The organism is Mycobacterium saskatchewanense (assembly GCF_010729105.1).
GTDB lineage: Bacteria > Actinomycetota > Actinomycetes > Mycobacteriales > Mycobacteriaceae > Mycobacterium > Mycobacterium saskatchewanense.
The window spans coordinates 3,920,231-3,942,180 of sequence record NZ_AP022573.1 but is presented as its reverse complement, the minus strand read 5'-3'; the positions used below and the strand labels follow the sequence as shown (position 1 = coordinate 3,942,180).

The following is a 21,950-nucleotide window of genomic DNA, read 5'->3' as shown; positions in this document are numbered from 1 at the left end:
GGGGCGCTTCACCGGTTTGCCGAGCCCGAGTCACTGCGTAGGCTCATCCATCGTGAGGCTGCTTGCGGAAAACGCCGGCGGCGCCGCGGTCGGTGACGACTTCTCGACCCGCGCCGAGCCGTACCGTCGCGAACTGCTCGCGCACTGCTATCGGATGACCGGATCGGTGCACGATGCCGAGGACCTGGTACAGGAGACACTGCTGCGGGCATGGAAGGCCTACGACCGCTTCGAAGGCAAGTCGTCGATGCGCACCTGGCTGTACCGCATCGCCACCAACACCTGCTTGTCCGCCCTGGAGGGCCGGCAACGCCGTCCGCTGCCCACGGGGCTCGGCTCGCCCTGCGCCGATCCGACCGCGGAGTTGGTCGAACGCGCCGAGGTGCCGTGGCTGGAGCCCCTGCCGGACCCGTCCGACCCGGCCGACCCGGCCGTCATAGTCGGGTCACGGGAGTCCGTGCGCCTGGCGCTCGTGGCTGCGCTGCAGCACCTTTCGCCGCGTCAGCGGGCCGTGCTGTTGCTGCGCGACGTGCTCCAGTGGAAGGCCGCCGAGGTGGCCGAGGCCGTCGGCACCACCACCGTCGCCGTCAACAGCCTGCTGCAGCGGGCCCGCACCCAGCTGGAAGCCGTCGGCCCCAGCACCGACGACCGGCTGACCCCGCCGGATTCGGCGGAGGCCAAAGACTTGCTGGACCGCTACATCGCCGCATTCGAGGCCTACGACATCGACCGGTTGGTGAATCTGTTCACCTCCGAAGCGATCTGGGAGATGCCGCCCTTCGTGGGCTGGTATCGGGGCGCTCCCGACATCATCGCGCTCATCCACCAGCACTGCCCCGCCGAGTCGCCCGGCGACATGCGCCTGATTCCGTTGACCGCCAACGGCCAGCCCGCCGCGGCGATGTACATGCGCATCGACGGCGTGCACGTCCCGTTCCAGCTCCACGTGCTGGACGTGACCGGGGAGGGGATCTCGCGCGTGGTGGCGTTCCTCGACGGCGCGCTGTTCCCGAAGTTCGGTCTACCCCGTTGCCTGTGACGGAATCGCCGAGCGTCACCCTCGCGCCCGGCAAGCCGCTGATCCTGTTGGGCGCCTTCGACATCGGCGACGTAGGCTATGTCGCCGAGGAGTTCTTCATCTCCGGAACGGCCCGCTCCGTAACGCCCGGCGACGCGGCGGATTACACCACCCGGATGGTGGTGCTGACGCCGGACGATCCGGCCCGCTTCAACGGCACGGTGCTGGTCGAGTGGCTCAACGTGAGCGGCGGCATCGACGCTCCGGCGGTGTGGATGATGGCGCATCGCGAGGTCGTCCGTTCCGGTTACGCGTACGTCGCGGTCTCCGTCCAGCGGGTGGGCGTGGAGGGCGGCGCCAGCATGCTCGCCGCGGACATGTCCCTCAAGAGGCAGGACCCGGCGCGGTATGGCGCCCTGCACCACCCGGGCGACGGTTACGCCTACGACATCTTCACCCAGGCCGGAGAGACGCTCAAATACGCCGAGCGGCATGGCATTTCACGGCTGAGCCGTGCGCGCAGCGTGATTGCGGTCGGCGAGTCCCAGTCGGCCATGTTCCTCACGACGTACATCAACGCCGTCGACCCGCTCGCCCAGACCTTCGACGGATTCCTGGTCCATTCGCGCTTCGGGTCCGCCGCGCCCCTCGACGGAAGTTCCATCTTCGCCGAATCCGGCGCCGCCCAACCGGTCCCCTTCCGTCCGGACCTGCGCGTCCCGGTGATGACCGTGATCACCGAGACCGACCTCTTCGGCGCTGCGCGGGAGGGCTATTACTTTGCGCGGCAACCCGACAACGACCGGCTGCGGGTGTGGGAGATCCCCGGCGCCGCCCACGCCGACAACTACACGATCCAAGTGGCGCCGATTGACAGCGGCACGGCACGCGTCGACGACCTCGCGGCGGCGTACGCGCCGACCAACGTGCTGATGGGGCAGCGGCTTTCGCACTACATCAACTTCGCACCGCAGCACCACTACGTGCTGCAGGCGGCACTGGACGCCCTCAACGCCTGGGTCCGCACGGGCGCCCCGCCGCCCGAGGCCCCTCCCCTGGACGTCACCGACTCCGGGCAGCCCATGCCCGTCCTCGACGCCAACGGCCTCGCCCTGGGCGGCGTCAGGACCCCATGGGTGGACGTCCCGATCGCCCGCACCTCGGGGTTCGGCGGCGACGACAGCGTCATGTCCGCGATCTTCGGCTCCGGCGAGCCTTTCGACGCCGCCACGTTGAACCGGCTCTATCCAGACGGCGCGGCGGAATACCTGGCCCGGTTCGGCGCGGCGCTCGACGCGGCGATCCAGGCGGGGTTCATCCTGCCGGCCGATCGCGAGGAGATCCTCGCGCTCGCCGCCGCGACGTACCGCCGCGGCGAGTCCAGTCAGGCATAGTGCGGCCGAAGGTTCAGGCGCAGCCTGCGGTCCAACAACCTGTCGGAGATCACACGGGCCGGCCGCACCAGCGGCGGGCCCGAGGCGGTCACGCTTGCGCCAAGTCGGGGCACGGACCGGCTGTTTCCCACTCGGAGAGCCTGCTCAAGGTGCTCCCCCCGGATGCTGGGAACAAACGCTCTCGCCGGTCACCATCGGGCACACCCGCCCTCACCGGTACCGGCTGACGTTCACCGTCCCTGCGGGTGATCGCACCGCCCTCACGAGGGCCGCCGAGCGCACTCGCAACGGGCGCGACGATACGGGGCGCTGTTGCCGACCAGCGCCCACGGCACCACCGGCCTGGAGCTGAGCGGTCACCTGGCCTGGGACGAATGGCAGACCGACGCCGAGCACCCCATCGATATGCTCATCGGCCTGCTGCCGGCAGCGCGGCCGGTCCTAGAACAGCCGGCTGTCCGGCGACGGCCCCGGCACCGGACGGACCAGGCCGGACCCGGTCACCAGGGGCAGGTCCAGCGCGGACAGCAGACCGGGCGGCGCGGCGCACACCGCCGGGATGGCGTTCACCATCCGGGAGGCGCCGGCGATCCGCGCCCCCAGGTCGTGGTCGTGGTTTTCGGCCATCTCGAACTCGCATCGCATGCTCGGGGAGCCCTCGATCTCGACGCGGTAGAGCCCCCGGCCGGAGGCCGGGCCGAAGCCCAGGTTCTTCGGTGGGATGGAGATCATCGGCTGCGGCCAGTCGGGGGCGATGTCGTCGCGCATCCGCGTGACGTGATCGAGGACAAAGGTCGGCTTGTCCCCGACGTAACCGGTCAGGGTAGACCGCATCGCCGCGATCGTCCCGGCCGCGACGTGGCCCGTGGGCGTGTCGAACGATTCGGTGGCGGGGATACGCTCGTTGGCCTCCTCGATGTTGTCGATCTTGACGCCCAGTCCGGCGGCGAGCTGGTGCAGCACCGGACCCCAGCCGAAAGCGAACATCCCGGGCTGCGCGGCGAAGGCCTGGTACTCCGGCGGCTGGCCGAAACCCAGGATCTCGTACACCGCGGCCTTGTCGGGGTAGGTGGCGTAATTGAACATCTCCGTCACCCGCACCGATTCGATCACCCGCGATACCCCGGTAAGGACGAGCGGCAGAACGTCGTTCGCGAAGCCGGAGTCAATCCCGGTGGTGAAGAACGAGGCGCCACCGTCCAAGGCCGCGCGTCGCAGCGGCTCGGTGAACGCCGCGTCGACCGCATCGGGAAAGACCAGCGGCACCACCGAGCACGACACCACGTTTTTTCCGGCGCGCAGCAGGGCCACCATGTCCTCGACCGCCTCGAGGGGCCGCAGGTTGGCCCCGGCGGCGTAGACGACGGCGTCGGCGTCACCGGCGAGCAGCGAGGCCGGATCCTGCGTGGCCTCCACCCCCACCGGATCGATCCCGCACAATTCCCCCGCGTCGCGCCCCGCCTTGGCGTCGCTGTGCACGACGACGTCCACCAGTTCCAGCTCCGGGTGGTCGACGACTCCGCGCAGGGCGATCACACCCATGGACCCCGGCCCCCAGACTCCGACCTTGTACACTGCATTTCTCCTAAAATTAGGACACCGACTGTTAATATTTGGCGGATCGTAAGGAGCGGGTCGTGCAAACGTCAACCGTCAAATCTCCGCCCACCGCCCGGGTGGTGAACGTGCTTACCGCCCTGGCGGATTCGCCGCACGGGAAGACGTCGGCCGAGCTGGCAAAGAACTGCCGGATCAGCACCTCGACCTGCGCGCTGGTGCTGGCGGAACTCGAACGCCGAACATGGGTGACCCGGCGCGAGGACCGCCGCTACGTGCTGGGCAGCGGCCTGTTCGGCCTGGTGCACGGTCTGCGCACGCAGTTCCCGCTGCTCGACCGCGGGCGTGAGGCGTTGCGCTTCCTGCACGACACGCTGGGTGCGGGCTGCTCGATGTCCCGGATCGGCGGCCGGCACCTGACCACCGTCGACGCGGTCGGCCACGGCACCGACGGCGGGCACGCGGTGGGCCAGCGCTTCCCCATCGATCCACCGTTCGGGCTCGTCGCGATGGCATGGCGGGACGACGAGTCCGTGCAGGCGTGGTTGTACCGCGTGCTGCCACAGCTAAGCCGGGCCGAGATCGCGGAGCATCTGAGCGTGCTGGCCGACATCCGTGCGCGGGGCTACGGGGCGTGGCGGTTCGACGACACCCACCAGTCGCTGCACAACCGGCTCGCGGGCGTGCTGGCGTCGCTCGAGCCGACCGCCCAGGTGACCCGTCAGCTCACCACTCTGATGACCATAGTGACACTGCAGTCCGTCACCGGCGTCCTCGAAACAGAGCTGCCTTCAACGGAATTCGTGGTCCTGCCGATATTCGGCCAGGACGGTCAGCCGGAGTACCAGGTCGAGATCCACCTGGGCCACCCCTCGGGCCTGACCCTGGCGGCTCTTGAGGACGCGCTGCGCCACGCCCAGGGAATACTCGGCGCCGGGCCGGCCTGACCGGCGGCTGACTAAGCTGGCGACATGGCAGCCAACGCGGAGATCCGGCGTGCCGCCGACCGGGCCGTCACGACGACGCCCTGGCTGCAGTCGCGGCACTCGTTCTCCTTCGGCGATCACTACGACCCGCGCAACACCCACCACGGGTTGCTCCTGGTGAATAACGACGACATCGTGGAGCCGGGAACCGGATTCGAGACGCATGCCCACCGCGACATGGAGATCGTCACCTGGGTGTTGCGGGGCGAGTTGACCCACCGAGACTCGGCCGGCAACCACGGGGTCATCTATCCGGGTCTGGCGCAACGCATGTCGGCGGGCAGCGGGATACTGCACTCGGAGAAGAATCAATCGGCGACTGACGCAGTGCATTTCGTGCAGATGTGGGTCATACCCGAGGTGGCCGGTATCGCGCCGGGTTACCAACAGCGCGAGATCGGCGACGAGGCCCTGGCGGGCGAGCTGGTTCCCGTCGCGTCCGGTATGCCGGGCCACGACGCCGTCATCGGCCTGCACAACCGCCAGGCCGCGTTGCACGCGACCCGCCTGAAGCCGGGCGATGCGGTGCCGCTGCCGCGGGCGCCGTTCGTGCATGTGTTCGCCGCCCGCGGCCACGTCGCTTTGGAGGAGATCGGCGAGCTGCACGAGGGCGACGCGGTGCGGTTCGCCGACTCCGACGGCCGCCGGGTCACGGCGGTCGAGCCGGCGGAACTGCTGGTGTGGGAGATGCACGCCGCGCTCGGCGGCTAGCCGCGTGCCCGGCCAGCCGGGCGCGTGGCCGTGACAGCCCGGCGAGCCGGGCATCCGCGCCGAAACCCCGCCGACGGCGCAGCGGGTCGCCGCAATCAACCGGCGAACCCAATAGAGTGAGCACGACAGACAGGAGCCCGCATGTCTCAATCGCGGCCGCGGCACGCGGCGCCCGACCCGAAGCGCAATGTGAAGGCGATTCGGACCGTGCGATTCTGGGCGGCGCCGCTGCTCATCACGCTGGCCCTGATGTCGGCGCTGTGCGCGCTCTACCTCGGCGGCATCGTGAACCCGATGACGAACCTCCGCCACTTCCCCATCGCCGTGGTCAACGAGGACGCCGGGCCGACGGGCGCTCAGATCGTCGATGGCGTCGTCGCCGGACTGGACAAGGACAAGTTCGACGTCCGCGTCGTCTCCCACGACGAGGCGCAGCAGCTGATGGACCGGGTCCAGGTCTACGGCGAAGCCGTGATACCGCCGACGTTTTCGTCGCGGCTGCGCGAGTTCGGCGAAAGCGCCGTCGCTCCCGTGCACGCGGAGCGGCCCACCATCACGATCGCCACCAACCCGCGGGCGGGCACGCTGGGCGCGAGCATCGCCGGGCAGACGCTGACTCAGGCGATGACCGTGGTCAACAGCAGAGTGGGCCAACGACTTACGGCCGATGTCGCCGCGCAGACCGGTGGGGCGCCCCTTACCGGAGCCTCGCAGCTGGGCATCGCCAATCCCGTCGACGTCAAGTCCACCGTATACAGGCCCCTGCCCAACGGCACCGGCAACGGGCTGTCGGCGTTCTATTACGCCCTGCTGCTGTTGCTCGCGGGCTTCACCGGCAGCGTCGTGGTGAGCACGCTCGTCGATGCGTTACTCGGTTACGTGCCAGCCGAATTCGGTCCGGTCTATCGTTTCGCCGAGCAGGTCAGAATCTCGCGTTTCCAGACGCTGGTGGTCAAGTGGGCGATGATGGTGCTGCTGGCGCTGCTCACCTCGGCGGCATACCTGGCGATCGCGCACGGGCTAGGTATGCCGATCGACCACGGCTGGCAGTTGTGGGCCTTCGGCGTCTTCGCGATCGCCGCGGTCGGCGTGACGTCCAGCTCCGTGCTGTCGGTACTGGGTTCGATGGGCCTGCTGGTCAGCATGCTGATCTTCGTGATCCTTGGTCTGCCGTCGGCGGGCGCCACGGTCCCCCTGGAGGCGACGCCGCCGCTGTTCCGCTGGCTGGCCGAGTTCGAGCCGATGCACCAGGTGTTCCTGGGCGTACGGTCGCTGGCCTATCTCGACGGGCGCACGGGCTCCGGCCTGTCCCAGGCGCTGACCCTGACCGCGATCGGCCTCGTGATCGGCCTGCTGTTCGGCGGCATCATCACGCACATGTACGACCGCAAGGGCTTCCACCGGATCCCCGGCGCGGTGGCGATGGCGATCGCCGTGGAACACCAGGCGGCCTACCAGGCGCGCCAAGATAAGCGCGCGCCCGCGGATGAGACCGAATCCGAAAGCATAAGCGAACAAACGTAATTCGAGCGGTGCCCAAGCTTGACCCGGCCGTTATCTTAGTTGACAGTGTGACTGGTGTGACTGATGCTTTTCTTGTTGCATCCACATCAGGGCCGAAAGGGCTACCGTGCTGACCTCAAGCGCAAGCTTGCGCCGGCTGGCTGCCTGCTGCGCCGCCCTCGTCGCCTTCGTCACGTGTGTCGCGCTGGCGGCCACCGCGGGGCAGCCCGTTGCGCGCGCCGCCGACGGCCGAGACCTGCTCGCCAGCGCCATCGACTCCACCAGGGGGTCTTACCTGGTCTACAACTTCGGGCCGGGCCACCCCGCGCCGATGCTCAACGCGGGCGGTAGCTGGTACGAGATGAACAACGGCGGCCACCTGATGATCATCAAGAACGCGGCGAGCCGGCTGACCCCGCACCTGCTCGTCGACACCCATCAGGGCGACCAGGCCCGCTGTGAGAACAACCCCGCGGCCCGCACCGGCGAGGGGCTGTGGCAGGCGTCGGAGGTCTACGCGCCGCTGCAGGCATGGCAACGCATGGGGCAGCCGACGATCGCGATCAACGCGAACTTCTTCGACGTGCGCGGGCAGAAGGGCGGCTCGTGGCGCCAAACCGGGTGCAGCTCACCGCTGGGCGCCTTCGTCGACAACACCCATGGCCAGGGCCGCGCCAACCAGGCGGTGACCGGCACGGTCGCCTACCCCGGCAAACAGGGCTTGTCCGGCGGCGGCGAGAGCTGGAGCGCGCTGACCACGATGATCCTGCCGACGGGTGGCGCGCCGTACGTGGTATGGCCCAGGACCAAACACGATTACGACGCCGCCACCCCGGTGGTCCAGGACCTGCTCAACAAGAACGAGCGATTCGTCGCGGTATCGGGCATCGGCCTGTTGGCGCCCGGCAACACCGGGCAGCTCCACGACGGCGGACCGAGCGCGGCGCGAACGGCCCTGGCCTACGCCAAGCAGAAGGACGAGATGTACGTCTTCGAGGGCGGCAACTACACGCCCGACAACATGCAGGACCTCTTCCGCGGCCTGGGCAGTGACACCGCTGTCCTGCTGGACGGCGGCGGCTCCTCGGCCATCGTGCTGCGCCGCGACACCGGCGGCATGTGGGCCGGCGCCGGCTCCCCGCGGGGATCGTGCGACACCCGCCAGGTGCTGTGCGACTCCCACGAGCGGGCGCTGCCCAGCTGGTTGGCGTTCAACTAGCTTTCGGCCCCCACCGGAAGATCAGCAGGCTGGTTGCGACCACCGCCGCCGTGAGGGCGAACACCGGGGCGACGACGAACCGCGACAACGTCGCTCCCACCAGGGCGCCGGCGCACATCGTCACGACGACGCTCAGACGCAGCCCTTGGCGGGCGCCGGTACCGCCGGCCAGGCGGCTGTCCAGGCCGAGGCTGACGATCGTCGACGTGAGCACGGTGGTGGAGAGTTCCTGGATCCCGAACTGGCGGGCGCTCGAATGCTGCAGGCCGAAGGTGACCGCGAGCAGGCCGATCATGATCAGCTTCGAATTGTCGTGGTAGTGCAGGACACCCGCGCCGGCCAGGATCGACAACCCGATCAGCAGCGTGATCTCCATCGCCAGCACGGTGGTGATCCACGGTCGCGCGCGATCACCGAAGTGCCGCGACAACCGGCCGCTGACGATCGTCGTGCACACGAACGTCGGCAGGGCCACCACGACCGCCGTCAGGTCGATGCTGGTCCGCGGCGCGAGCCAAAAGCCAAGGAAGATCACGTTTCCGGTCATGTTGGCGACGAAGACGTGTCCGAGCACCAGGATGCTGATCGCGTCGGCGAGGCCGGTGGCGAAGGTGAGGAGCAGCAGGGCGGCAACCGTCGAGCGGTCGGATACCGGGGAGCTGACGGCCACTAGACGTGGGGGGTCAGATCCAGCGACGTGATCGTGGTCATCCGGGTGACCAGCCAGCGGGTGCCCGCGCGTTTCATGAACAGCCGGTAGGACAGGTACTTCAGCGACGGGATGTTCTTGGTCAGCGGGCTCGTCGACGAGGTGTTCGTGTACACGATGACGACGGCGTTGGAGTCGTCGAGGGATTCGACCGCCGCGCCGGTGACTTCGGTGCTGTTGGTGATCTTGGCCTGCTTGTTGGGCGCGACGATCGCGTCGATGAACTTGCGGTACTGGGCTTCGAAGTCGCCGCTGAGGTAAGCCGCCGCGCGGTCGGCCAGGCCGTCCATGTTCTCCGGCGTGTAGGTCCACAGCGTCGTGATCGCGTTGGCCGCCGTGCGCGCGACTTTCATCTTGGTCGCCGCGGCGGCGCGGTCGGTCAGGTACGGCTGCATCGTTGCCCCGGCGAAGGCTGCGGATCCGACGAAGAGCACGGCGGCCAGCGCGACGGCGACGGGTAGCCACTTGCCGGCCAGCCGTTTGGTCCGGACCCGTCGGCGCTTGGCGGGCGTCTCGGTCTCGGTCTCGGTCTCGGTCTCAGCGGATTCCGTTGGCGCCGAGTCTGGTTCGTCGTCGGTCAGATCACCTGCTGCAGGTTGCTGATCTTCCACTGCTTTCCTTCCTGCGTGGCGGTTGCCGTCCAACGATTCGTGTTCTCGATGACCTGCTTCTCGTCCGCCGATTTCGTGCTGACGGCGGTCGCCACGATGACGTTGACGCTCCCATCGTCGTTCCACCGTTCCACCCCGGCGCCGAGTACTGTCCCGGTGGCCGGTTCGGCGCGGGCGATCTGCAGCAGGATCTCGTTCGCCTTCTCGCGGTACTTCTTGGCGAAGTCGCCGGTCGCCTGGGCCTGGACCCGCGTCACATAGTCGTTGGCGTGGAACGGATCGACAGAGGTGAACTGCGTCATGAAACCGGTCACGTAGCTCAGCACCTCGCGGTCCCTCGACTCGGCATGTTCCCGTGACTGGTAGGAGATCAGCACCAACGCCGACACCGCGATCGCGGCCGCCATCAGCACCGCCGCCACCACGCCGGCCCCCGGCAGCAGCCGCGACCGCCCCGGCGGCAGCGGCTGCTCGACGAACAGTGGCTCCTCCCCGGGCAGGACCCTGCGGCGGGGACTCACTTGCCGCTCCCGGGCGGCTTCGGTTTGGTCAGGACGGCGAGATCGTCGACGCGCCAGCGGTTGTCCCCGCCTTTGGCGAACACCACCCGGACGGTGGCGGTGATGTACCGTTCGTCGGGCGCAGCACCCCGCCGGCCCTGTAGAAACAGCAGCATCGTCGCCCGATCCGGGGCCGCGTCCAGGACCGCGCTGTTGACCGGCCAGTACTCGTTGATGACCGGGTGGCCTTTTTGCACGATCTCCTGCTGCGCCGCCAGCTGGCCGCGGTACTTGTCGGTGGCCAGCGACCGGGCGCGGGCGAAGTCGCCGGCCAACGACTTCGGGTCGTACGTCAACATCTGGGCGACGATCTTCGGCCCCTGAACGGCGATCTCCGCCGTAGTCTGTTGGGAGGCCCGATCCTGCGCGTATACCACCACGCCGCCCACCGCGGCGCCGCCGAGGCACAACGACGTCGCCGTCGCCAGGACGCCCAGCACCCAGGGCCGCACATTGGGCCCCGGCCCGTCGGCGCGCCGCACCTCGGTCCGCAACAGCATGTCGGCGAAGGTCCGACCGCGCGAATCCCACAGTGGCCAAAGCCATCCCACCACCGACGCGGTATCGAGCAGGTGGGCCAGGTCGCGGAGCAACAGCGCCCACGGCGTGGGGGCCGATCCGTCACGCCGGGTCACCGCGACGCCGAACAGGGCCCGCCCGAGGCTCCACCCGGTGACCGTCGGCAGCAGCAGCCTGTTGAGCAGCATCAGCAGGATGGCCAGCCCACCGATCGCGACACACACCCACCACCAAACGGGATGCTGCGGCAGACTCAACGCGACCAACGCCATCGTGGCGACCACCGCCGCGCCGGGCAGCACGTCCACACTGATGGCGCCGGCGCGAAGACGCCACGGAGCCAACGGGTTCGGTGGTGACTCGCTGACGGCGGTGGTCTGAGGCTCCTCGACCACCACGGTCACTTCGTCACCTGGTCGAGCTTGGAGATCTTGTACTCGCCATCCGCCAGCGCCATCTTCACCCGCAGCCGATATCCGGTCTCTTTCTGCTGCTCGTTGCTGTCCACCTTGACGCGAAGCGCGACAAGCACATCGATCGACCCGTCGCCGTTGTTGCGCTCCACGGCCGCCCGCACGTCGGATACCTGAACGTGGACGTTGGCGGCCTGGTAGGCCTGGACGATCATGCTGGTGTAGAGCAGGGCCTGGGAGTGGAAAGCGTCAGTGCCGCAGTCGATGATCTTCTTCTCGCTGGCAGCCATCGCGTTGGTGTCGGGTGCCTGGGTCGCCGACACGCAATCCACCGCCGCCTTGAGTGCGGCGGCGTCATTGCGGGCTATGGTCTGCGCCTGTTGGTGGAACCGCAGCGCGAAGTAGCCGCCGGTCCCCACCGCCGCCGCGCACAGCACGAGCGCCGCGGCGATCCCGGCCTGCCAGCCGCGACCCAACCGCGACGGCCGGCGTCCGGGCCTGGCCTCGACCTCAGCCTCGACATCTGCCTCCGGTTCGGCTTCAACCTCGGTTTCGGTCTCGGTCGACTCCTGGGCCGTCGCGGTGGCGGTCGTCTCATCGGTCTCGTCCTGCGCCACGTCCGACCCCGGAAGATCTGTTGACCTGAAAGTGCGGTTGCGCCTACGCAGACGACGATTCGTCGGCATGGGTGGGGGGTTCAGCCGGCTGGCGCCAGCATCTCCTTCCATCCGTCGTCTCCTGTTTTGGTCGAGTTTTCGACGGAGTACTTGACCCCGTCGGGCCCCACCAGCTGACCGCTCTGCGGGCTGTACATCGCGACTGGGGGCCCGCCCGGAGTGTAAACGCACGGGTTGGGCTGCTGGCCGTTGCACTGCACCGTACCCGATCCGGGGCGCGACAACGGGTCGCTGACCGGTGGCGGTGTTCCCGCGACGCGATCCGACGGTGCCGGGTTCAAGCCGTTGTCCACCGACGGCGCCGGGATCACCAACCCCGGCTTGACCGGCTGGTCACAGCGGGCCGCGGGCGCCGGGCACGTCAGGGTCTGGTTCGGGTCGCCGTACCAGGGGTTGGTACCCGCCGGCACGTACGGCTTGGGGTCGCGGCACTCGCGCGGCGTGGCCGCCCGCTTGCCCGGAACGTCGGTGCAGGGGATGTTGCGCGACCCGCGCACGCTGTTGGCCGGGGTGTCCATCGGGATCTTGCAGTACGTCCCCGACGGCAGCGGCTGCATGCTCGTGTCGGCAGGCGACCGCCACTCCGGTGCCGGAATGAAGCCGGTGAGGCACGGCGGCGGCTGGTTGATCGACAGCGCGAGGTCCAGAGCCGCCTGGTTCGGGAACGGGGCGGCCACCGTCTGCGCGATCGACGCGCCCTGGGGAAGGAACACCAGCACCTGCTCCACACCCGTGTGGTAGCGCTTGAGCAGGTCGAACACCACCTCGAGATTGGCCAAGGTCTGGGGCAGCGAGTCCCGGACGTCGTTGAACACCTCGTTGACCTGATCGGCGGTCGGCGCGGCCTGGGACAGCACGCTCCGCACGTGCTGGTCGTTCTGGGCGGCCTGGGCCGACAACCTGTTCAGGTTGCGCGCCCAACGCTCGATGGCGCTGCCCGAATTGACCTGGCTGTCCAGGATCGGTCCGGAATGCTGGATGAGGTCGTTGGTGTCCGAGATGTTGGTCTTGAAGTCACCGACGATCGCCTGCGTGCCGTCGACGAGTCGCTGCAGGGCGGGACCCAATCCGCCGACGGACTGGGCCGTCTCGTCGAGCAATGAGCTGATCTTGTCCTTCGGCAGGGCGGCGAGCCCGCGATTGGCCGTGTCCAGGGCCGGTCCGATCTCGCTGGGCACCGTGTTCTTGCACTGCGGGCCGGGCCCGCACGTGATGGTCTGCCCGTCAGAGAAGAACTGGCGGGGATGGCTGCCGGTCGATTCCAAATCGAGGTACTGCTCACCGACCGCCGAGACCGAGTGCACGTTGGCCGTGGCGTCGACCGGGATCTTGTAGCGGCTGTCGAGGCTCATCTTCGCGCGGGCGCCCGTCTCGGTGGGCTCGACGTCGGTGACCTTGCCGATGGTGATGCCGCGGTAGGTCACGTTGGCCGTGGGGTACAGGCCCCCGGACGCGGGCAGCTCCGCGTTCAGCGTGTACCGGCCGATGCCCACCAGGCTGGGAATCTGCAGGTAGTAGACACCCAGCACCAGGACCGAGATCACGGTCATGATCCCGAAGACGATCAGCTGGCGTCTGATGAAGGGTGTCAGCAATTCCTATCCGCCCTTTCCACCAGCGGTCCGCCCGGCGCGTCATTGGGGTTCGGCGTGTAGCGGACGTCGGGGATCATCGTCTCGGGGTCGCGGCCAAACGACTGCTCCAGCGCCCGAAGGGCACCCGACAGCCCCGTGCCAGTGAGGAACGCGTTGTCGACCGCGCTGTAAGTCACGTCGAGCGTCAGCGAGACGTTGATGTAGTCACCGCGGAACAGCTTCGGCACCGTGTCGATGTCGAACGGCTGGGTGAGGATCAGCTTCAGCGCGCCGATCAGGTACGGCGAGGCCTTGCCCAGCTCCTTGAGCGGGCACTGCAGCGCCTGCAGGTCGGTGTGCAGGGGCCCGCGCGCCTCCGACAGGTACTGGTCGGCGGCCTGGCTGAGCCGTCCCAGCGAGTCGACCGCGTTGATCAGCAGGTTCTTGGTGTCGGCGAAGTGCTTTATCAGCGGCGGGAGGTCGGTGAGCACCCGATCGAGGACGTCGGCCCGGCCACCCACGTAGGCCAGCAGCCGGTTGGTCGAGTCGATGGCGTGGGTGATGTCGTCGCGCTGCTGGTTGAGCTGGTCGGTGAAGGTGTCCAGCTTGCCCAGGAACGACCGGATCTGGTTACCCCGCCCGTTGAAGATATTGAAGACCTCGTTCTGTAGCACCTCCAGGTTGGGGATGCCGCCGCCGCGCAGGATCAGCGAGAGGCTCGCCAGCGTCTGCTCGGTGGTCGGGAACGCAGAGGAGTTCTTCAGCGGGATGGTGTCGCCGTCCTTGAGGAACTGCTGGGACGGGTTCGGCGGTGCGGCCAGCTCGACGTGCTGGGACCCCAGCAGGGAGGTCTGGCCGATCTTGGCGGTGGCGTTCTTCGGCAGCTTCACATTCTTGTCGATGCCCAGCGTCAGCGTGGCGATCCAGTTTTTCAGCTGAATCGACTTGATGGACCCGACGAAGACGTCGGCGACCATCACCTTGCTGTTGCCGTTGATCGCGAGCGTGTCCGGCACCTGCACGTAGATGGTCATGGCACCCGAACCGCTGCCCGGGCCGCCCGGGATCGGCACGTTCGAGATGCCGCGCCAACCGCACGAGCTCAGCGCCACCGCGGCCACCGCCAGCACCAGGGTCTGCCAGGCCCGGTGCCGGATCAGCCCCGTAAGGCTCGTCGCGCGCCTCACCGCCCCATGGTTCGGCTTACTCCTCGCGCGTCCCGCGCTCGTCGCGCGCCTCACCGCCCCATGGTTCGGCTTACTCCTCGCGCGTCCCGCGCTCGTCGCGCGCCTCACTGGCCCAGCCCTGCGTCAAGCGGAGAGGGCGTCGGCGCGACCGGGCCCGGGACCACACCGGGGCCCGGCGGAGGCGGCGGGATCGGCACCTGCGGCGGGTTCAGCCCGATGAGCGGCGACGGGTTCTCGTCGTACGCGTTCGGCGGTCCCGGCGGGGTCTGCAACGTGGACTGGACGGGCGCGATGTCAGGGCCTCCCATGAGCTCGGCCAGCGAGTCGGGCGTCATCAGACCCGACGTGATCGGCCCCACCTGCTGACCCTGCATGCCGGGGGCGACGATCCAGCCGGGCTGGGTGTTGCGGTGCGACGTCGGCGTGTCCGGCACCCAGATGCCCGGGACGGTCGTGTCCTTATAACCGTTCGGCGGCTGCAGCCGTGGTTCCGAGTACGCGACCTCCTTGGGCAAGGTCTCGGCGGTGCTGAACAGGTTCAGGCCGAAGGGCAGATAGTTGAACTTGATCGAATCCAGGATCGGCCCGAGGTACTGCGCGCACAGCTCGGCGGACTCCTGGTACCCGGCGCGGCTGCCGGCCTGGATCGCGCTGCAGATGAACTGCATCGGGTTGGCGAAGTTGGTGATCGCCGGGATGGCGACCACCGCGCCGTGCGACGGGTGGTAGATCTGGTTGATGTTGGACGCGGCCGTCGGCAGGATGTGCAGCGCGGTCTCCAGCCCGTTCAGCGGATCGGGCTGAAGCAGCGCATTCGTCGCGGTCGCCAGGTTGTTCACGTCCTGCGTCAACACCTGGCGGTTCTTGTCCAGGAACGGGCGCACGGTGGACAGCAGGCTGTCGAATTGCTGGACCGCGTTGGCCAGATCGCTGTCGTTGTGCGCGAGCCGGGTGGTCACGTCGGCCAGGTTCTGGTTGAGCGCCACGAACTGCTGGTCGTCCTGGTGCAGCGCGTTGACGAACAGCGCCAGGCTCTTGAGCACCGCGAAGAAGTCGCCGCGGCCCTCGTTCAGGGCGGTCACTGCCTGCGAGAGGCTGCTGAGCGTGGTGTTGATCTGCTTGCCCTTGCCGGCCAACCCGTCGGCGAACGACTCGATCACCTCACCGAACGGGCCCGTCGGCTGCTCGGGCGTCGGGCCGAGCTTGGAGATGATGTTGGTGATGCTGTTGCGCAGCTGGTCCCATTCCACCGGGACCTGCGTGCGCTCCTCGGGGATCACCGCGTTGTCGGCCAGCACCGGGCCGCCCTTGTAGGCGGGCTCCAACTGGATCGCGCGCGACGCCACCAGCGTGGGGTTGAGGATCACCGCCGACGCGTTGGCCGGCACCTTGTACTTGTTCTCGTAGTGGAAGGTGACCTTCATCTTGTCGCCGGTCGGCTCGATCTTGTCGATCGCGCCCACCCGCAGGCCCATGATCTGAACCTTGTCCCCCGGGTACAAAGCGTTCGCCGCCGGGAAATACGCGACCACCGTGTTGTTGGTCAGCTTCTGATAGAGCTGGTAGCCCACGTAGCCGAGCGCCAACACGAGCACCACCGCCACCGTGCCGACGATCATGGTCGCGCGCGTCAGCTTCGGTAACCGCAGGTTGCGGATGTCAAAGATGGTGCTCAATTCTGGCTACCCCCTCCCGCTGCGCCGCTGCCTCCGGTTCCGCCCGGATTGATGAACGGTGCCGGCAGTTGGTTTCCCGGTCCGGGCGGCGCCGGCGGGCCCGGCGGCAGGGCCGGGGCGAACGTCGACGGCGGCGGCGTCGGGCCGGCCGGCGCCAGGTTCTCGGTGCGCGCGCCCGGCGGCGCCTGCGTCGGCAGCGGCACCGGGGTGCCGGGCGCATTCGGCGGCGGGTCACCCGGCCGCCCCGCGATCGGGATGCCCGGCGTGGGCGGCAGGCCGTCCGGGTTGGGTGGCGACGTCGCGACGTCGACGGGCGCGGGGAAGCCCGGGCCGCCGAACGGACCGATGTTCGCACCGGCACACGGCAGCGGGTTCCACGGCCGGGGCAGGCCCTCGTCGCCGGTGGTGATGTTGCCGCCGGGGTTGGCCGGCGTGTAGGAGCAGGGCGATCCCGGGGGAACCGCGGGCCCGGGGTGGTCCGGCGTGCCCTCCAACACCGGCGGCGCCGGCGGCGGCGCGCCGTTGGGGAACCGGGTGCCGTTGGGGTCGGGCCAGCGGAACTCCGGCAGGCCGGCGCTGCGCCAGAAGTTCTCCGGGTCGATGCCGCGCTTCTTGAAGGCGGCGTCGACGAAAGGCTGGATGATCTGGTACGGCGCCAGGTTGTGCAGCACGACTTTGAAGAACGGGCCCGATGCGATGGCCTCGTTCAGCGACGGCAGGAACTTGCCGACCTCGGTGAAGCCCGCGGCCAGGTCGTCCTTGCGCTGCACCAGGATGTCGCTGACCGTCCGCAGCTGCTCGAGCACGTGGTTCAGGTTCGGGTTGTCGTTGATGAAGCCCTTGACCTGCTGGGAGAACGCGGCGACGTTGGCCAGCAAGGCGTCGATCGCGCGCCCGCGCTCGTTGAACGCGGCCAGCAGCGTCTTCGCGTTGACCAGCAGGCGATCGACCTGGTCGCTGCGGTCCCCGAGGACGCTCGCCACCTGGTTCGCCTGGGCGAGCAGGTGTTTGATCTCCTCGTCGCGCTTGCCGATGGTGTCGGAGAATTTCGCGACCCCGTCGAGCGCGGCACTCAGGTGCGGATAGGTCTGATCGATCGTGTCCGAGAGCACGTGCAGCGACTGCTTGACCGTGTCGATGTCCCATCCGGAGGCGGCCTTGGTGGCGTCGAAGAACGCGTCGTAGATCTGATAGGGGGTCGTGCTCTGCCCCAGTGGCAGGGCGCTGCCCGGCCGCAGCGTCTGGTTGCCCCGGGCCTCGATCTCGAGGATCTTCTTACCGAGGATGGTGTCGGTCTTGATGGCCAGCCGACTCTCGGTGCCGATGGTGGCCGTGCCGATGTTGAACTTGACCACGATGTGGTCGCCGTCGATCCGCAGGCTCTCCACCTTGCCGACGTCCACGCCGGCGATGCGCACCTTGTCGCCGGTGCTGATGCCGCCGGTGTCGGTGAACTGCCCGTAGTACTCGGGCTTGGCCGTGAGCATCGGAACACTCGTGATGCTCTGACCCACGCCGACGATGAGCAGCGTGACCAGGATGCCCATCAAGCCGATGCGCATCCGGTTGGGTGGTTCAAGCGTTCTCATTGCGGCGTGCACCTACCCGTCGGCTGCTGGAAGAGCCGGACCGTGCGGACGGGACCGCCCGGCTGCAGGCCGTTCAGCTTGAGAGTGATGTCGCAGGAATAGAAGTTGACGAAGTCGCCGTAGGACCCGATGGCGCGGCCGATCATGTTCAGGGCCGTGGGCACCTTCTTCAGGTAGTCCTGCAGCTGATCCTGCTGGTCGATGAGCGGCTGCTGGACCGCGTCCAGGTAGTCGATGGTCTTGTGCAGCAGCCCGCGATCCTCGGCCAGCAGGTCGGCCACCGTGCCCGCGGCGTTGCTGATGTGCGCCGTCCCGCCCGCCAGCTGATCCTTGTGGTCCTTGAGGCCGGTGATCAGGCCCTCGAGATTGTTCACCGTCTGGTCGAACTGCTGACGGTGCCGGACCGTGGTGTCCAGCACGATGTTCAGGTTCTTGACCACCTGGCCGATCGCCTGATCACGCTCCCCGAGCTGGGAGGTCAGCTGAGCCGTCTGGTCGAGGATGTCGTTGATGGTGCCGCCCTGGCCCTGGAACACCGTGACCAGCGCCGTCGCGATGGTGTTCACCTTCTGCGGGTCCAGCGCCCGGAACAACGGCTTGAACCCACCGATCAGCGCGTCGAGGTCAAGCGCCGGCGAGGTCCGCGAGACGGGGATGAACCCGCCCGGGGACAGCACGCGGTCGGCGCCCTCGCCCTCGCCGCGCTTGAGCTCCAGGTAGCGGTTGCCGATCAGATCCAGGTACCGGATCTGGGCCGTCGTCGACTGGTACAGCGGCACCCCGCGGTCGACGTCGAACTCGACCCTCGCGCGCTTGCCGCCGTCGACCAGATCGACGGAACCGACCTTGCCGATCTCCACGCCGGAGGCCCGGACGAACTGGCCCGCCCGCAGCCCGCTGGCGTTAGTGAATTCCGCGGAGTACTTGTACGTGCGGTCGAAACGCATCTGACCGAACACCACGATGATCATCACGGTGAACAGCAGCAGCACCAGTGAGAAGATGCCGAGTCGGACGACGGTACCGGTGATTTTCATGGGTTGATCGTGTTATCCCCTACCTGGCGGCCCCAGACGTACTCGATCGCGTACGGCGACCCGGTGTCCAGGTGGTTGTACGGCGCGATGCTGTTGCCGGTGTCCATGACCAACTCGGGCGCGGGCCACAGGTCGTGGGTGATCTGCTGCCAGCAGCCCGGCGCACCGCCCGGCCCGCCGCGCGCGTTGACCCGCGGCAGGTTCTCCGGATAGGTGTAAGGGTTCGGCGCCCCGCCCACCAGCCCGGCGACCCCGCCGAGCCCCATCGTGAGGAGGCTGACCGCGGCCAGCGAAAGCGGGTTCGCGATGAGCCCCAGGCCGGACAGCGCCTCGGTCTCGGTGTTCAGCGAGTAGCCGTTGCCGCCCAGGAACGAGGCCGCCTTGGGCTCGATGTCGTGATAGTTGCGGATGGTGCAGAAGATGGCCGGGCTGTAGGTGTCGAGCAGCTGGGCCGACGGCACCAGGTCCTTGGCCCCGCGCGCCAGGTAGGGCCCGCCGCGCTCGAAGATGTCGGCGCCGGTGTTGCCGAATCCCGCCGCCGACAACAGGGCCTGGTCCAGGTCCTTCTGCTGGCGGTTGATGGTGCGGGCGGTCACCACCGCGTTGTTGAGGAAGTCAAGCAGGTCCGGCGCGGCGTCGGCGTAAGTGTCGCCCAGCGCCGCCAGCTGCTGGATGTCCCGGCGTGCCTGCGGCATCTGCGGGTTGACGTCGTCGAGAATCGCGTTGGCGTTGACGACCGACTGCCCGAACCGGTCGCCCAGCCCGGTCAGCGACTGCGCGGCGGCGCTGAGCGTCAGGTTCAACTTCACCGGATCGACCTTTTCAGCGATCGAGGTGATCGTCTGGAACAGTGTGTTGATCTCCGTCGTCACCGTGCTCGCGACGATCGTGGTCTGCGGGTTCAGGCGCCCTTTCGCGACGGCATTCCCCTGGGCGTCCCTCGGCGTCGTCAGCGACACGTACTTGCCACCGAACACCGTGGTGGCCTTGATGTCGGCGGTCACGTTCGCCGGGATCAGCGAGAGGTACCGGGGGTAGACGTCCAGCGTGAACTTGGCGGCCGGCTTCCCGTCGCGCATGGTCTCGCCGATGTCGGCGACCCGGCCGATCTCCACGCCGTTGTAGGTGACTTTCGAGCCCGGGTCCATCACGAGCCCGGCCCGGGAGGCGACCATCGTCAGTTTGGTCTTCGGGGTGAAGTCGCCGCGGAACTGGCCATACACCAGGACGAGGACGATGGCCCCGACCACCAGCAGCGCGACGCCGGCCAGTTTGTACGGCGGGTTCCGCGGGGAGTTGACCTTGATCGGTGCTGCCATGGCGCTACACCGTGAGCGCGAAGTTCGGGTTGACGCCGTAGAGCGCCAACGCTGCGGCCAAAACGACAACCTGCACCGACACCAGCGAGAACCGCATGGAGCGGCCGACGGCCTCGCCGACGCCGACGGGCCCGCCGCCGGCGTTGTAACCGTAGAAGCAGTGGGTGATCATCACCACCCCGGTGATGATGATGGCCTCGAGGAACGACCAGAACACGTCGTCGGGTCGCAGGAACGTCCGGAAGTAGTGCTCGTAGGTTCCGTTGGACTGCCCGTAGAGCACGGTCGTGGTGATCTGCGGGGACAGGAACGACATGATCATGGCCAGCGCGTACAGCGGAATGATCACGACGAGGCCGGCCATGATGCGGGTGGTCGCCAGGAACGAGATCGACTTGATGCCCATGACTTCCAGGGCGTCGATCTCCTCGCTGATGCGCATGGCTCCCAGCTCGGCGGTCGCGCCGGCGCCGACGGTGGCGGCCATCGCGATCCCGGTGACGACCGGGGCGGCGATGCGCACGTTGATCAGCGCGGCGAAGAACCCGGTGAAGGCCTCGACCCCGATGTTGCCCAGCGACGCAAACCCCTGGATGGCGACCAGGGAACTACCGGACAGCGTGACGAACCCGACGATCGCGACGGTGCCGCCGACGACGGCCATCGCACCGGTGCCCATGCCGATCTGGGCGATCAGGCGCAGCGTCTCCTTGCGGTAATTGCGCAGCGCGTGCGGCATGTGCCCGACGGCGACGGCGCCGAACCACGCCATCTGACCGATGTCGTCGATCGCCCGGACCACGGCGCCGCCATAGCGGTTGACGTTCTCCACCGCCCGGGGGAACCGGGCGCGCAACACGGCAGCGGTCGACATCTCAGCGTCCCGTCCCGAACCGAACACCGATGGTGGTGAGCACCACGTTGACCGCATACAGCGCGACGACGCACAGCACGACGGTCTCGTTCACGGCCGTGCCAAGGCCCTTGGAGCCGCCGCGCACCGTCAGCCCGCGGAAGCAACCGACCAGGCCGGCGATGAGCCCGAAGATCGCGGCCTTGAGGGTGGCGATGACCACCTCGGGCAGGCCGGTGATGGTGGTCAGGGTCGCGAGGTAGGCACCGCCCGAGACATTCTGCAGGTACACCCCGAATAGGTAGCCGCCCACCAGGCCGACGGTGATCACCAAGCCGTTGAGCAGCGTGGCGACCAGGGTCGCGGCGATCACCCGGGGGACCACCAAGCGGTGGATCGGGTCGATGCCGAGGACCTCCATGGCGTCGATCTCCTCGCGAATGGTGCGGGCACCGAGGTCCGCGCAGATCGCCGTCGAGCCGGCGCCGGCCACCACCAGCACGGTGGTCAGCGGTCCGAGCTGGGTCACCGCGCCGATCGCCGCGCCGGCACCGGAGAGGTCGGCGGCGCCGAACTGGGCCAGCAAGACGTTGAGGGTGAAGATCAGCAGCACGGTCAGCGGGATCGAAACCATGATCGTCGGCAGGAACGCCACCCGCATGATGAACCAGCACTGCAGGATGAATTCCCGCCACTGGAAGGGCCACCGAAACAGCGCCCGTCCGGTCAGCACGCACATCCGGAAGAACCCACCGATCAGGGTCAGCGGCGTCTGCAGTTGGTCGCGCAGATAACCCACCAACTGGGGGCCCTGCCGACCCGTCGACGTGGACGTCAC

General features: G+C 68.3%; 20 protein-coding genes. 6 read left to right on the top strand and 14 right to left on the bottom strand.

What is annotated here, in order from left to right; genetic code table 11:
- The first annotated feature begins 52 nt into the window (after window positions 1-52).
- Window positions 53-1,039 (top strand): sigma-70 family RNA polymerase sigma factor, encoded by a 987-nt coding sequence (locus G6N56_RS18580; RefSeq protein WP_085254409.1) that lies wholly within the window; start codon window positions 53-55, stop codon window positions 1,037-1,039.
- On the top strand, window positions 1,036-2,412 hold the full coding sequence (locus G6N56_RS18575) for an alpha/beta hydrolase domain-containing protein (RefSeq protein WP_085254408.1): 1,377 nt from the start codon (window positions 1,036-1,038) through the stop codon (window positions 2,410-2,412). Before G6N56_RS18580 ends, G6N56_RS18575 begins: the two co-directional genes overlap by 4 nt.
- Before the next feature lie 441 nt (window positions 2,413-2,853).
- Here G6N56_RS18575 and G6N56_RS18570 read toward each other — a convergent pair whose 3' ends face one another.
- The gene (locus G6N56_RS18570) at window positions 2,854-3,987 is read right to left on the bottom strand and encodes an NAD(P)H-dependent amine dehydrogenase family protein (protein ID WP_085254407.1); all 1,134 of its coding nucleotides are present in this window, start codon (window positions 3,985-3,987) and stop codon (window positions 2,854-2,856) included.
- A gap of 62 nt (window positions 3,988-4,049) precedes the next feature.
- Between G6N56_RS18570 and G6N56_RS18565 the strand changes: the two genes are divergently transcribed.
- The 4 genes from G6N56_RS18565 to G6N56_RS18550 all read left to right on the top strand — a co-directional run bounded on the left by G6N56_RS18565 (window position 4,050) and on the right by G6N56_RS18550 (window position 8,388).
- Window positions 4,050-4,916: an IclR family transcriptional regulator gene (locus G6N56_RS18565; protein WP_085254406.1), complete on the top strand. Its 867-nt coding sequence runs from the start codon at window positions 4,050-4,052 to the stop codon at window positions 4,914-4,916.
- A 24-nt stretch (window positions 4,917-4,940) separates the two neighbouring features.
- Window positions 4,941-5,666, top strand: a complete 726-nt coding sequence (locus tag G6N56_RS18560) for a pirin family protein (RefSeq protein ID WP_085254405.1) — start codon at window positions 4,941-4,943, stop codon at window positions 5,664-5,666.
- Between the two features lie 141 nt (window positions 5,667-5,807).
- Window positions 5,808-7,190, top strand: coding sequence for a YhgE/Pip domain-containing protein (locus tag G6N56_RS18555; protein ID WP_085254404.1), 1,383 nt, complete (start codon window positions 5,808-5,810; stop codon window positions 7,188-7,190).
- Between the two features lie 79 nt (window positions 7,191-7,269).
- Window positions 7,270-8,388 (top strand): phosphodiester glycosidase family protein, encoded by a 1,119-nt coding sequence (locus G6N56_RS18550; RefSeq protein ID WP_142280458.1) that lies wholly within the window; start codon window positions 7,270-7,272, stop codon window positions 8,386-8,388.
- On the opposite strand, the gene G6N56_RS18545 is transcribed toward G6N56_RS18550, so the two are convergent.
- From G6N56_RS18545 to G6N56_RS18485, 13 genes are all read right to left on the bottom strand, one after another.
- A complete protein-coding gene (locus tag G6N56_RS18545) occupies window positions 8,381-9,058 on the bottom strand; it encodes a YoaK family protein (RefSeq protein ID WP_085254402.1) in 678 nt (225 codons plus the stop codon). The two genes, G6N56_RS18550 and G6N56_RS18545, sit on opposite strands and share 8 nt — an antisense overlap.
- Entirely contained in the window at window positions 9,058-9,708 is a 651-nt protein-coding gene (locus G6N56_RS18540) for an Mce protein (RefSeq protein ID WP_085254445.1), read from the bottom strand. The genes G6N56_RS18545 and G6N56_RS18540 overlap by 1 nt, the downstream gene beginning before the upstream one ends.
- Window positions 9,675-10,229 (bottom strand): Rv1363c family protein, encoded by a 555-nt coding sequence (locus G6N56_RS18535; protein WP_085254401.1) that lies wholly within the window; start codon window positions 10,227-10,229, stop codon window positions 9,675-9,677. Before G6N56_RS18535 ends, G6N56_RS18540 begins: the two co-directional genes overlap by 34 nt.
- Window positions 10,226-11,191: an RDD family protein gene (locus G6N56_RS18530; protein WP_085254400.1), complete on the bottom strand. Its 966-nt coding sequence runs from the start codon at window positions 11,189-11,191 to the stop codon at window positions 10,226-10,228. Before G6N56_RS18530 ends, G6N56_RS18535 begins: the two co-directional genes overlap by 4 nt.
- Window positions 11,188-11,928, bottom strand: a complete 741-nt coding sequence (locus G6N56_RS18525; protein WP_085254399.1) for an Rv1363c family protein — start codon at window positions 11,926-11,928, stop codon at window positions 11,188-11,190. The genes G6N56_RS18530 and G6N56_RS18525 overlap by 4 nt, the downstream gene beginning before the upstream one ends.
- Complete coding sequence (locus G6N56_RS18520) at window positions 11,898-13,472, bottom strand: virulence factor Mce family protein (protein WP_085254398.1); 1,575 nt, start codon at window positions 13,470-13,472, stop codon at window positions 11,898-11,900. Before G6N56_RS18520 ends, G6N56_RS18525 begins: the two co-directional genes overlap by 31 nt.
- A complete protein-coding gene (locus G6N56_RS18515; RefSeq protein WP_085254397.1) occupies window positions 13,466-14,638 on the bottom strand; it encodes a virulence factor Mce family protein in 1,173 nt (390 codons plus the stop codon). Before G6N56_RS18515 ends, G6N56_RS18520 begins: the two co-directional genes overlap by 7 nt.
- Before the next feature lie 104 nt (window positions 14,639-14,742).
- Window positions 14,743-16,314 (bottom strand): virulence factor Mce family protein, encoded by a 1,572-nt coding sequence (locus tag G6N56_RS18510; protein WP_085254396.1) that lies wholly within the window; start codon window positions 16,312-16,314, stop codon window positions 14,743-14,745.
- A complete protein-coding gene (locus tag G6N56_RS18505; protein WP_085254395.1) occupies window positions 16,311-17,903 on the bottom strand; it encodes a virulence factor Mce family protein in 1,593 nt (530 codons plus the stop codon). The genes G6N56_RS18510 and G6N56_RS18505 overlap by 4 nt, the downstream gene beginning before the upstream one ends.
- Window positions 17,900-18,940 (bottom strand): virulence factor Mce family protein, encoded by a 1,041-nt coding sequence (locus tag G6N56_RS18500; RefSeq protein WP_085254394.1) that lies wholly within the window; start codon window positions 18,938-18,940, stop codon window positions 17,900-17,902. The genes G6N56_RS18505 and G6N56_RS18500 overlap by 4 nt, the downstream gene beginning before the upstream one ends.
- Window positions 18,937-20,259, bottom strand: a complete 1,323-nt coding sequence (locus G6N56_RS18495) for an MCE family protein (protein WP_085254393.1) — start codon at window positions 20,257-20,259, stop codon at window positions 18,937-18,939. The genes G6N56_RS18500 and G6N56_RS18495 overlap by 4 nt, the downstream gene beginning before the upstream one ends.
- Window positions 20,260-20,263: 4 nt before the next feature.
- Window positions 20,264-21,133 (bottom strand): MlaE family ABC transporter permease, encoded by an 870-nt coding sequence (locus G6N56_RS18490; protein WP_085254392.1) that lies wholly within the window; start codon window positions 21,131-21,133, stop codon window positions 20,264-20,266.
- 1 nt (window position 21,134) lies between these two features.
- Window positions 21,135-21,950 (bottom strand): MlaE family ABC transporter permease, encoded by an 816-nt coding sequence (locus G6N56_RS18485; protein ID WP_085254391.1) that lies wholly within the window; start codon window positions 21,948-21,950, stop codon window positions 21,135-21,137.